Here is a 12,790-nt window from a genome sequence, read left to right on the forward strand (position 1 = left end):
GTTATCTTTCCCGTAATGCTTCATTAATTTTGCTAAAAGGCTTGATTAAATAATCGGCGATCGTTTTACTGCCGGTGACAATATCCACGGAGGCGATCATCCCCGGCGAGATAAACAATTTTTTCCCCGTTTTATTGGTCAAGTAATCGCGGCTGGTACGAATATAGGCCCGGTAATACACCACATCGGGTTTGCGCTCGTCTTTGATGGTATCCGGGGACAGGGTGATAACCTCGCCGTCCAGACCGCCATAAATGGAGTAGTCATAGGCGGTAATTTTGACTTTAGCCGCCTGCCCCGGATGAATAAAGGCGATATCGCGCGGGGAAATTTGCGCTTCGATCAGCAGTGTGTCATCAAGCGGAACGATATGCATGATTGCCCCGTTCGGCGGAATGACGCCGCCCAGCGTGTTGATTTCAATGTCTTTTACAATACCGCGTACCGGCGATCGCAGGGTTGATTTGGCAAGTAAATCCTCGCGGCCGCGGATCACCTGGGCCAGCGCGGCGGTTTCGGCAGACACCCGGGCCAGCTCTTCGCGGGATTTTACCTGGTAACCGGCATACAGATCAGACTCCTTCATACTCAGATCGACCAACTGGCGGCGTAAACGAATCACATCCACTGTACTGGAAGCGCCTTTGGCGGCCAGCCGGGTATTAATGCTCAGCTCCTGGTCGATGAGCGCGCGTGATTCACGGATATTGCTCAGCGCGTCCGCGAATTGCTTTTTCCGCGACAAATACAGCCGGGTTTCGGACTCGACCAGTTCCGGTTTTTCCGATAACTGCGGTGGAAAGGTGAGTTCGACATGGTTTCCTTCGGCGTTGAGGCGCGCCTGTTGAGCCAGCAGCGCATAGTATTTCGCCTGATACTCTTCTACAGATGAGCTGATGCGGGTGACCTCCAGTTGCGCCAGCTCCTCCCCGGGGGTGACAATTTGCCCTTCCCTGACATTAATTCGTTGCAGAATGCCGCCGTCAAGGGACTGAATCACCTGTTCTCGGGAACTGGGGATCACCTTACCGTGTCCGCGTGAGATTTCACTGATGCTGAACAGACTGGCCCAGATGGCAAATAGCACCAGAAACAGGCAAATAACCATGATAATTCGCGCCGCGCCGCTGAGCTGAATATCATGTCCGGCGCTGAAGGTCAGCACCTCATCGATATCCCGGTCGGTGTTCCAGAGCGCATCTGGCTTGCGGCGCAGAAAAATCCAGCGAATAAATGCGCAGCGCTTCATTAAGGATGAGTCGCGTTGGGTTAACGGAGTTCGCATAGTCATGAGCCTTAAAGGGTATCAATAACCTGTTCCCGGGGCTGGTCGAGGACAACCGCTCCCTGCGAAACGATGATGATTCTGTCCACCAGCGCCAGCACGGCTTTACGATGGGTGGCGATGATCAGCGTCTTACTGGCGATCCAGGGATGCAGGCTGTCAATCACATGCTGTTCTGTTTCTTCATCCAGCGCGGCGGTGGGTTCATCCAGCAGCAGAATATCCGGCTGACGCAGCAGCAGGCGGCTGAGCAATAGCGACTGGCGCTGGCCTCCGGACAGCCCCAGACCGCCTTCCTGAACCTGGTATTCAATACCGTTGGGCAAGTCGTTCACGAAACCGAGCGCGCCGCTCAGCGCCAGAGCCTGATAAATCTCCTCATCGCTGGCCAGCGGGGCGCCGAGGGTTAAATTTTCGCGCAGCGTGCCATAGAACAACCGCGCATGCTGGGGCAGGTAGCCAATATCGCGCCGCAGATCGGCGGGATCGAGGTTATCGATGTGAATATTATCCAGCGTCAGGGTGCCGCGCTCGCAGAGCATCTGCCCGGCCAGCGCGCTCAGCAGTGAGGATTTGCCGGAGCCATTACGTCCCAGAATGGCGATTTTCTCGCCGGCGGTGATGTTCAGTTCCGGGATCGCCAGCGCCGGTCGCGGGCTATTGATATGGTGGCGAAAGAGGGTGTCTTTGAAGGCATAATGCCCGCTAAGACTGGCCTTATGGATCCGACGGCCCTGTTCGGGATAGTCCGTCGGGGTGTGCATAATACTGTCGAGCCCGGAGATGGCGACTTTGGTTTGCTGCCAGCGGGTAAGGATATTCGCCAGTTGCGATACCGGCGCCATCATCCGTGAACTGAGGATAGAGGCCGCCACCAGTGCGCCGGTGGATAGCTCGCCGCTCATCGCCAGCGGTGTCCCGGCCAGTACCACGCAAACGAATACGCCGTTCTGTACCAGATATGACCAGGATAGCAATTTATGGGTCAGGTGTTTTAACGCCAGTCCGCTTTGGGCGGTGGTCGCGGTATAATGCAGCCACTGGTGCTGGAAGCGGTATTCCGCCTGTAACTGTTTAATGTCATCCAGCCCCTGGATGGTTTCTACCAGCATGGCGTTACGCAGGTTGGCTTCACGCATGGCGGTGCGCGCCAGCATGGCCAGTTTTTTCTGGCACAGTAATCCGGGCAGCACCATTAGCAACATCCCGGCCAGCGGCACCAGAAAAACCAGCCCGGCCAGCGAATAAATAATCAACAGGAACAAAAAGAAGAAGGGGAGATCGGCAATCGCCACGACGGTGGATGAGGTCAGCATTTCCCGCACTTGTTCCAGTTCTTTGAGCTGCGCGATAAACGACCCCGTCGCCTGGGGGCGATAACCGTTGCGAATGCGTAATGAGTGGCCAAAGACCCGATCGGAAATTTTTAAATCCGCCCGCTTGCCTAAAATATCCGTCACGCTGTAGCGCAGCAGGCGCAGGATAAAATCGAGGATAAATGCCAGTATCACCCCGGAAAATAATACCCACATTGTCGGCCATGACTGAGAGGGAATAATACGATCATAGGTTTGCATGGAGTACGTAATTCCGGCAAGCCCGAGAATATTGACAAATAATGACCCGAGGATCACAAAGTAATAAGGGCGAATATCATGAAAGATTATCCGCCAGATCCAGTTGGGTTCTACCGGACGAATATAATCATCGATGCGCGCGTCGGGGGCGTTTTTTATCGGCCGCAGCGTGATTATTTGTTTGCCGTGCTGCTGAAGCTCATCGAACGAGAGCGAAGAAATAAGTCCCTGATCGCCGGTGAAGGTCACCAGCAGGGTATCGCCGTGCTCGATTTTTTTTACAATCGCCAGCTTGCCGTCATGCATTTCCAGTACCACCGGCAAAAGCCAGTTGCTCAGCCGTAGCTGAGCGGGCGCGGTGGTTTTCAGCGCCAGCCCGGCGCGCTTCGCCATTAAGCGAATCAGGGCATCGTCGGCGCTATTATGGTGGTGCTGTGCGGTGATATGGATATTTTGCTGTGATACGTCCAGCCGATAGTGGTGGGCTATCTCAACGATCGCCTCTTCCCAGGCCTGCAGGTAGTCAGGGCGTTCAAACAGAATATTTTGATTATTTGGCACGTCATCATCGCCGGATGTTTTATACACAATGAATATCTCAGTCAGGGGGCATCATTTAGTTATTAAAAAAACTCGCCAAATGGCCGGAGTAATATAAACAGTCCAGCGTCAGCATCTGGAAGGTGAATTGGCTGTTAATGATATCCATCCGGGTTTGATGGATTTCTGATTCCGCATTGAGCAGATCGGAAAACTGGCGCGTGCCGAGTTCCAGATACTGCATCTTATAAAGATCGCGCGTCCTGACCGCGTCTTTCTCCCTTTGCTGTTTAGCATCAAGACTCAGTTCCAGGCTGATTATCTGGCTGCTGGCCTCAGTTATTTTTCTTCTGGCGTCGCTGATATCTTTGTCCAGATTATACTGTGCGGCGGACAGGGCCTGCTCGGCCTGGCGGGTGCGGGATAGCCGGGCGCCGCCTTCAAACAGCGGGACCGCGACATTCACGAAAACGTTAAATTTCCCGTCCCGGTCATTGTGGTCGCGATCGCTATTTTCAAGGCTGTACTCATAGCCCGGGTTGAGGGTTATGGTCGGGAAATAGTTGGCTTTTTGTTCGGCAATCTGGCTTTTGGCAATGTCAATCTGCGCGCGCGCGATTTCAATATCCGGCGAATGTAAGCGCTGGATATCGACATTGCGGCATACGTTTTTCATCGCGCCGGAGGGGCTGTCGGCAAGGCGCGCGGCTACCGGAGTATTGGTGAGATTATCGAGGGTCGCGGCCCAGCGATTTGCCTGGGCTTCATAGTCGTGCAATAGCGAAAGCGAAGACGCCAGTCTGACCCGGGACTGGGAATAATCGGATTCCGCGCTGGCGCCGAGGTCGGCGCGTTTACTGGCGATCTGGTTGATGGCGGAGAAACCGGCGGTTTGCCGGCGGGCAATCTGCTCCAGCTTTTGAAAACGCAGCGTTTGTAGGTAGCTGTGGGTCGTTTCGTAAATAATCGTGTTGATGCTTTTGGCCAGCATCAGCGCGGCGCGGTTGGCGCCGGCGCTGGCCAGCTTAACCTTGTTGCCCGTCTTCCCGAAATCGTACAGTAACTGGCTGGCGATGAGCTCCATACTGCTGGATCGTTTATCACGCTCCTGACCTTCGAAGCCTGAGCGAATCCGTGAGCTTAGATTCGGAAAATAGCCGGCCCGCGCCTCGCTGACCGTCTCTTTCATTTGCGCCAGCTCCTCTGCGGCGCGCTTGATTTCCGGGTGCCAGCGTAAGGCCATCGTCACGGCGCTTTTCAGTGTGACCCTATCCGCCCGGGCAACTGGCTCCGCGGTCTGGTCGTTGGGCTGCCGTTTTGCTTCTACTGCCGGGAGCGGCGCCGGTACTGGTGAAACCGTTACTGGCGGCCCAAACGCCGGGCGTGCGGTAAGCGGTTTCTGCTGTGGTTGTCTGGCCGGTATGCTGTTTTGTGGCCGGGGGGCGGGCGCTGCTGTTAATAAGCGCTGGCGATTACCCGGGCTGGTTTTTGGCGTTGGGGCAGAATCGAACGTGACCGGAAATACTGTATCCGCTGCAATTGAATCATCGGCTAATACTAATGTAGAGATAAAAAAAAGATATTTTATTGCAGTTGAATACCAATCCATTATTTTTATTTCCGATACTTCAGGTAATAAAGGCCCCCGTCCTGGGGGACGGGGGGCATCATGCAGCGACAGGGATCATGGCGGAATGTTCATCATCCTGATGTGCCAGCGACAGATGCGTATCTTTGATTGCCGGCGCCTTGTCAGACGTCGTAGCCTGTTCGCTTCCCTTCGCCGGGGGAACATGCTTATCCAGATTAATGGCGTTTTTGTCTTTGTGACTGTCCTTGTTTAAGGCCTTCAGCAGATTTTTCACCTCATCATTGACGTTGCTATTGAGTTTCGTTGTTGGGCTATTCTGAATCTCATGACCGTCTCCCTCGTTCACTTTAGCGGGCTTCGCTGAGTCAATAATATTTTTAATCAGTTCTTTAGCGGCATCGAAGAATTTACCGGGCAGTGAGGCGATATTTTTAAGTATGCCCATACCGTCTTTGATGCAGTCCGAAATTGTTGACAACAGTTTCTGGATTGACTCGACCGGATTACTCATAAATTCGCTGATTTTGTCCAGAATAGGTTTCACCAGTTTGTCTAACGGATTCTTTATAAAACCGTCAAAAAGCGCTTTGACAACATCGGAGAGCGCGGTTTTTATGGTATTAAACTGAGCAGTGAATTTTTCGGCCAGCGCGCCACCCAGCTCACCGATATGCTCTTTCATCACATCAATGATTTTTGCCGGAATCTCTTTCACCATATTGAGAATGTTGGTGATCACTTTACCGATAGTTTCAGTAACCACATTTTTCGCCAGTTCCACCCATCTTGCCGGGTTTAATAGATCGCTGAGGGTGATACCTTGCAGGGCTTTTGAGACCGATTCAGCAATCCCGGAAAGAGCTGTCGTAATACCATTTTTTATGCTGTTGGCGGTTTCTGATACCAGCTCTTTTACTGTATCAATACCTATTTTCAACAGATTTTTGAAAAAGGCGGCTTCTGCTTTTGCCAAATCGGCGCCACCTGTAAAAATGGTTTTCAGGGAATTAACCAGCGCACTGGCTTTGGCTGACAGCACATCATCAAGGGTATGGAAGCTGGAAATCATGTCGTTGATGATGTTTTTGAAAATTTTCGCCGGCGCTGAATTACCAATTTCCTGGAACAGGGTGTTGAATAGTTCGGAGACCTGTTTAGCGAAATCCTGAATGGACTGTGTGAAAGATTTTTGATTGTCGACCACCAGTCCTTTATCAATCGGTTTTAAGCTGTCTGGTTGTAATGGCGTCAGCGGCTGCGGTTTCATGGCCGGTGCGACATCAGGGCTTATCCGGTCAATGGCTTTCTGCGCATCGTCAATGGCTTTATTGGCGTTTTCAGCCGCTTTACGCGCGTCATCCAGAGCCTTATTGGCTTCTTTGATGCGATCGTTGATCTCCTGGACCTTTGCTACCTGATGCTGTTCCAGGGCCTGCTGCTTTTGTTGTTGTGCGATGCGGAGCTTTTCTTCGGCGTTCTGTTTTGCCGCCTGCGCCGCGTCGGCGGCCTGGCGGGCGTGGGTGAGGGCAGATTGTGCGGTATTGATATCCTGCTGGTTTTTCAGCGCCGCCTGAATGTCTTCGGCGATCTGCCTGGCCGATTTCTCGTGCTGCGATTCCAGAGTCTGTAACAACTGCGTAGCGGCGCTGACATTGATGCCCTGCGCTTTAGCCTGGTCAATGGCACTTTTCAGGTTGTTAATTAATGTTTGCAATGAACTCAGCGCGGCATTGCTCTGGGTTTGTTGTGCCTGAGCGCTGTCGATATTGCCCTGAGTCGGCTCTTTTCTGGCCAGGCTGGCCGTTTGCTCCGCCTGAGTCAGGGTATTTTTCAGTGCCGATAGCGCCTCGTCACCGGCGGCGGAAAGCAGTTTTTCCGCGCTGTGGGTTAATTTTTCGGCGTTTTTTTGCGCTGCAGTCGCGTCAGAAAGTGCGTCGGCGGCTTGTTTGGCGCTGTCTTGCGCGCTGTGGGTATCAATCTTTTGTTTGTTCGCCTCGCTAATCGCCTTATCAAGATGTGACTTTGCCTGTTCCAGCTCACGGCTGGCATCCGCCAGCGCTTTTTGGGCATCGTTGACTGCCTTAACGGTGTTCGCCTGCGGATTGGCTTTCAGCGCCTGTTCAGCGTTTTCCAGTTGCTGTTTTGCCGCCCTCAGGCCGTTGAGTTTTGCTTCCAGCGTACGGCTGGCGGTCGCGAGATCTTTTTTGGCGGATGAATCAGAAGAGCCGGAACTATCATCATTATCCTGATGTTTAGCGATAGCAATGATACCACCAATCAGACCTGCGCCAACTAAGGGAACTAACCAGATTGCCGTACCGGGGCCGTCAGGATTGGCCACCACCTCATCGATACTTTTCACACTGACAAAATCCAGCCCGGCAAAATTTTTACCATCATATTCAGCTTTATAAAGATGGCCGCCGTCTTCAATCACCAGTTTCGTTTTTGCGACGTTATCCGGCGAAAAAAAGTCTTCAAGAAGAATTTTCTCACCATTTTTTTTAACTAACACGAGGTTGTTATTTGCTTTCTGGCTACCGGTAATTTCCGTTTTGTCGATGATGATTTTAATAATACTACCGGGTTGCGTAACCTTAATGCTATGGCTATTGCTGGCCGTCTTTTTGATGTTCCCTGACGGCGAAATAATTTGAATTTTCTGCATGTCTGAAATTCCTTTACGGGCAGATGGCTGATAAGGATTGGCCATTTTTATTGCAATGGATTCACAATTAAGTCTTAGCGCATGACCTGTGAACGGAGGTTAATAGTGACAGCGAGCATAACGGAATGCCCTGGGGTTTTAAATATTTGCCCCATGAATTAGGAAACGACTCAACTTACTCGGTGGTGTTTTTATCATCACCAGTAAAATCATATAGTTAATTAAAATAACACCAGGAATCCTCTTATCGGAGTGAATGAGTTTTGCTCAGCTTTTTTTGTGCCGGGATTTTACCAAACGCTGGATATTAAGGGAGGAGTTGGTATAGTCTGTTTGCGGTTGAACATTCGAATCCTAAGGACAGGAGGGTGATTATGTTGAGGCGAGCTGGACGTCGCATTGCTATTGTCGGGGAGTGTCAGTACACCGCAAATGGACTTTCTTCTTTACTGGGTTATTTTTTCTATAATGAGACAATTGTCTACAAAAGGATTAGTGAAATACCTGATAAAGATCACGATATGACCATCATTGCCGTGCTGGATGAGCATAATATTAATTATAATGACATTGTTTTTATCAAGCGATGTCTCAGAAACTCCCCCAGGATTAATGCCATTATCATGTGTGAAGAGATTCTCTGTAAAATTCTACGTTATGTTTTTAATATTGAATGTCTTTATATTTCTTCACATGCCGGAATTTTTGAAATTAAAGAGATGCTGGCAGGTTTGCTCAGAAATCGCTATGCCCAGCCGGATAGCCAGACCAGTATTAACAGCGAACTAACCGGAATGGAAACCCGAATATTGATGCTGCTGGCAGAAGGACATAGCGTGACAGAGATAGCCCGGCAGAGTAACCGCAGCTTTAAAACCATCAGTAGTCATAAAATTAAGCTGATGCGTAAGATGGGGGTACCGAACACTCAGAAATCGCTGTCGATTATCTCGTTGTATCTGCACTCCCTGTGTTCGCATGGCGATAAAGCCGCGTAGCCTGACGGAAGCTGTAGCCGCCGGCGAAGTGTCAGCCCGGTATCGGGCTGTATGCGTTCAGCGATACGCCGGAGCCGGTGAGGGCAATTGTGGATAGGGGGCTGGCCGGCCCGGAAAAGGGCCGGCACAGGGATTATACCCGGCTTCCCCACATATCGTACTCGTCGACGTTTTCCACTTTCACGCGCACGATATCGCCGGGTTTGACGCCGGTTTCACCGTTCAGGTAGACGGCGCCGTCGATTTCCGGGGCATCCGCCTGGCTGCGGCCAATGGCGCCCTCGTCGTCCACTTCATCAATGATCACCATGATTTCGCGGCCCACTTTTTCCTGCAGGCGTTCGGCGGAAATCTGTTGCTGCAACTGCATAAAACGGTTCCAGCGCTCTTCTTTTATCTCCTCCGGCACCGGGTCCGCCAGTTGGTTGGCGGTCGCGCCTTCCACCGGGCTGTATTTAAAGCAGCCAACCCGGTCCAGACGCGCTTCTTTAAGGAAGTCGAGCAGCATGAGGAAATCGTCTTCCGTTTCGCCGGGGAACCCGACAATAAAAGTGGAGCGCAGCGTCAGCTCCGGGCAGATTTCGCGCCAGCGTTTAATGCGCTCCAGAGTACGTTCCACCGAGCCGGGGCGCTTCATCAGTTTCAGGATACGCGGGCTGGCGTGCTGCAGCGGGATATCGAGGTAGGGCAGAATTTTGCCTTCCGCCATTAGCGGGATGACCTCATCGACATGGGGGTAGGGGTAAACGTAGTGCAGGCGGACCCACAGCCCCAGTTTCGCCAGTTGCTCGCACAGCCCGACCATACTGGTTTTCACTGGCTCGCCGTTGTGAAATCCGGTGCGGTGTTTCACATCGACGCCATAGGCGGAGGTGTCCTGGGAGATCACCAATAACTCTTTAACCCCGGCATCGGCCAGACGTTTGGCTTCGGCCAGCACTTCGCCGATTGGCCGACTGACCAGATCGCCGCGCATAGAAGGGATAATGCAGAAGGTACAGCGGTGGTTACAGCCTTCGGAAATCTTCAGATAGGCGTAGTGGCGCGGCGTCAGTTTCACGCCCTGGGCCGGTACCAGACTTAAAAACGGGTTATGCCGGGGCTTCGGTACGTGGTGGTGAACGTGTTCCAGCACCTGCTCGTAGCTGTGAGGGCCGGTGATTTCCAGCACTTTGGGATGCACTTCGCGAATTTGATCTTCTTTGGCGCCCAGGCAACCGGTGACAATCACCTTGCCGTTTTCATTCAGGGCTTCGCCAATGGCTTCCAGGGATTCCTGTACCGCGCTGTCGATAAAGCCGCAGGTATTGACAATCACCATATCCGCATCGTCATAGCGGGGAACCACGTCATAACCTTCAGTGCGCAGTTCGGTAAGAATGCGTTCAGAATCGACGAGGTTTTTCGGGCAGCCGAGGGAGACAAAGCCAATTTTCGGCTGGCGGTACGACACATTGCTCATAGGTCAAAAATTCATCGTTATTGGGATATTCAGGGCAGGGATTCTACAGATATCCTGGATGAAATTGTACCGTTATGTGCCGGTGTGGCGATGGACGTTTGGCTGGCCGCTAGCAGAGCGGCGCGGCGGATTGATAACCACTTTTATTTTAAGGTTTTGGCGCGAGAAATAAAGTCTGGCGCCCCTGCGTTGCGATAAATCTCTTTTTTAGCGTGTAAATAGCGCCTGAATAACGATAAAGGCATTTTTTGTTAATTAAAGGGGGGCTGGCAGCCGATGAGTATTAATTCTCAGCCTGGTATGTGTTCCATCTATGTCATTAATTTAGCACGCTTTAATTTTACATCTGTCTGGGAATTATCATGGTTGCAAAAAATAATGCTGATATCATCGCAAAACTGAAATTATCCGCTTTATTTGTAAGGTAATATATTAAATAATTCGCCCTGACTCATTACGCAGTAGAGGAACTGAGATGCGCTTCAGTACGATGTCCGACAGTGAAATTATTTCTGAATTATGTCGCAGAATTAAAGAAACCCGCATGCAGCTCGGGCTGTCGCAGATTGAACTGGCCGAACGCGCACAGGTAGGTGCCGCAACCATCAAACGTGTCGAACTGGGGGAGGCGGTGACGCTGAGCACCCTGATTGGCATCTTACGCGGTCTGGATCGTTTGCATCAGCTGGAATCCATTTTATACGACTCACATATTCGCGCCGTTAATGCGCCGCTTAATGCGGATACGCCGGCGCGGATGCGTATTCGCAAAAAACAGGGGAGTCAGCCCAAAGAGAAATTTTCCACGGCGCTGGCGGCGGAAAAAAAGAAACCGGATGCGGCGATTAATGAGTGGTACACCTCTTCCGCTACCCGCAGCGTGGTCTGGTCGTTTGTGCCGCAGGATTCCGCTAAAAAAGATTAAGCCGTGTCGCTCAGTAAATAATTACGCGCTGATTAACCACACGCTTTTGGTTCGCGTTTCCGGTACATGCAGCAAAAATAACGCATATTGTTGAAGACGATGGTCGTCTGACTGGACGGACATTGGGTATATTGCGTTTGCCGGCTGCGGCGCTCTTTAATTATCCGCATTAAGAGATAAATGAAAAACGCCTGCGGACAGGCGTTTTCTCGGTGACTCAGGATTCACAAACCGCCACTTTAATTGCCAGACCACCGCGGGCGGTTTCGCGGTATTTGGCGTTCATGTCTTTACCGGTTTCAAACATGGTTTCGATCACCTTATCCAGCGAGACTTTGGGATCGCTGGTACGGTACATCGCCATGCTGGCCGAGTTGATTGCTTTTACGGCGGCAATGGCGTTGCGCTCAATACATGGAACCTGAACCTGGCCGGCCACCGGATCGCAGGTCAGCCCGAGGTTATGCTCCATGCCGATTTCCGCGGCGATGCAGACCTTTTCCGGGCTGCCGCCCAGCAGTTCCGCCAGGCCGGCGGAGGCCATTGAGCAGGCAACGCCCACTTCCCCCTGGCAGCCCACTTCGGCGCCGGAAATCGAGGCGTTCATTTTATACAGAATGCCGATGGCCCCGGCGGTCAGGTAATAGCGCAGGTAGATTTCCGGGGTGACTTCTTTAATAAAGCGATCGTAGTAGGCCAGTACCGCCGGAATAATGCCGCAGGCGCCATTGGTCGGGGCAGTGACTACCCGACCGCCGGCGGCGTTTTCTTCGCCTACCGCCATGGCAAACATATTGACCCAGTCCATGGCGCTCAGTGGCGTAATTGACTGGCTCTGGGGCGCCAGTACCCGATGCAACGCCGATGCGCGGCGCGGCACTTTCAGCGGGCCGGGAAGGATGCCCTCGGTGTTCATCCCACGGTTGATGGCGTTTCTCATGGTATCCCAGATCTTCGCCATATTTTGTTCCACATAGCTGCGGCCATGGCGGGCTATCTCGTTTTTCATCATCACGGCAGAGATTGACAGGCAGTTATCGTGACAGTGGGCCAGCAGATTGCGCGCCGAATAGAAAGGGAACGGGATATCCACGTCGGCGTCCTGGCTTTTGCCAAAGTTCTCTTCGGTGACGATAAAGCCGCCGCCGATGGAATAGTAGGTCTGGAAATAGGCGATTTTGCCGTCGCAGAACGCGGTAATGCTCATGCCGTTTTCATGCAGCGGCAGGAATTCGTTATGAAAGCGCATACATTCCGCGACCGGGAATTCGATTGCGCGTTCGCCTTGCCCCGGAAACAGGCGGTGGTTGGTGTTAACGTCCTGAATAATGCCGGGGATGGCGTCAATATCGACCGTGTCCGGCAGGTAGCCGGAAAGCCCAAGGATGATGGCGATATCCGTATGGTGGCCTTTGCCGGTCAGCGACAGGGAGCCATAAACATCCACCACCAGCCGGGTGACGTTATGCAGTATGCCTTTTTGCTCCAGGGTATCAACGAAATGTTTCCCTGCTTTCATTGGCCCGACGGTGTGCGAGCTGGAAGGCCCAATGCTGATTTTAAAAATATCGAAGACGCTAATCATAATGGCACCATAGGTGGTTACAGAGAAAACGCAGGCGCCGCCGGTAACAGCGGCGCTGAAGACTTAGCTGAACAGTGAGTAGAAGATGGCGGAGATGGCGATAAGCCCCATCAGCACCACAAAGGCGTTGCTGATATGGCCGCTGTATTTGCGCATCGC

The 12,790-nt window shown here is 52.2% G+C and carries 9 protein-coding genes; 2 read left to right on the forward strand and 7 right to left on the reverse strand.

The annotated features are described in order from the left end of the window. Nucleotide 1: 1 nt before the first annotated feature. From AQ981_RS22060 to AQ981_RS22075, 4 genes are all read right to left on the reverse strand, one after another. Nucleotides 2–1,108, reverse strand: coding sequence for a beta-barrel domain-containing protein (locus tag AQ981_RS22060; RefSeq protein ID WP_420809785.1), 1,107 nt, complete (start codon nucleotides 1,106–1,108; stop codon nucleotides 2–4). A gap of 188 nt (nucleotides 1,109–1,296) precedes the next feature. Continuing rightward, nucleotides 1,297–3,423, reverse strand: coding sequence for a type I secretion system permease/ATPase (locus AQ981_RS22065; RefSeq protein WP_058913933.1), 2,127 nt, complete (start codon nucleotides 3,421–3,423; stop codon nucleotides 1,297–1,299). A gap of 55 nt (nucleotides 3,424–3,478) precedes the next feature. Then, on the reverse strand, nucleotides 3,479–5,011 hold the full coding sequence (locus AQ981_RS22070) for a TolC family outer membrane protein (protein ID WP_082683249.1): 1,533 nt from the start codon (nucleotides 5,009–5,011) through the stop codon (nucleotides 3,479–3,481). 58 nt (nucleotides 5,012–5,069) lie between these two features. Continuing rightward, nucleotides 5,070–7,661: a BapA/Bap/LapF family prefix-like domain-containing protein gene (locus AQ981_RS22075; RefSeq protein ID WP_058913925.1), complete on the reverse strand. Its 2,592-nt coding sequence runs from the start codon at nucleotides 7,659–7,661 to the stop codon at nucleotides 5,070–5,072. A 374-nt stretch (nucleotides 7,662–8,035) separates the two neighbouring features. On the opposite strand from AQ981_RS22075, the gene AQ981_RS22080 reads away from it, so the two are divergent. Next, complete coding sequence (locus tag AQ981_RS22080) at nucleotides 8,036–8,659, forward strand: helix-turn-helix transcriptional regulator (protein ID WP_082683250.1); 624 nt, start codon at nucleotides 8,036–8,038, stop codon at nucleotides 8,657–8,659. Between the two features lie 133 nt (nucleotides 8,660–8,792). Here AQ981_RS22080 and rimO read toward each other — a convergent pair whose 3' ends face one another. Next, complete coding sequence (rimO, locus tag AQ981_RS22085) at nucleotides 8,793–10,121, reverse strand: 30S ribosomal protein S12 methylthiotransferase RimO (protein WP_058913927.1); 1,329 nt, start codon at nucleotides 10,119–10,121, stop codon at nucleotides 8,793–8,795. Between the two features lie 475 nt (nucleotides 10,122–10,596). On the opposite strand from rimO, the gene AQ981_RS22090 reads away from it, so the two are divergent. Then, on the forward strand, nucleotides 10,597–11,046 hold the full coding sequence (locus tag AQ981_RS22090) for a helix-turn-helix domain-containing protein (protein ID WP_058913928.1): 450 nt from the start codon (nucleotides 10,597–10,599) through the stop codon (nucleotides 11,044–11,046). A 217-nt stretch (nucleotides 11,047–11,263) separates the two neighbouring features. Here AQ981_RS22090 and AQ981_RS22095 read toward each other — a convergent pair whose 3' ends face one another. Further along, entirely contained in the window at nucleotides 11,264–12,631 is a 1,368-nt protein-coding gene (locus AQ981_RS22095) for an L-serine ammonia-lyase (RefSeq protein ID WP_058913929.1), read from the reverse strand. 63 nt (nucleotides 12,632–12,694) lie between these two features. Continuing rightward, nucleotides 12,695–12,790: serine transporter (locus AQ981_RS28225; RefSeq protein WP_082683251.1), on the reverse strand; the 96-nt coding region annotated here is incomplete at its 5' end.

It is taken from the genome of Entomohabitans teleogrylli (assembly GCF_001484765.1).
GTDB classification, from domain to species: domain Bacteria; phylum Pseudomonadota; class Gammaproteobacteria; order Enterobacterales; family Enterobacteriaceae; genus Entomohabitans; species Entomohabitans teleogrylli.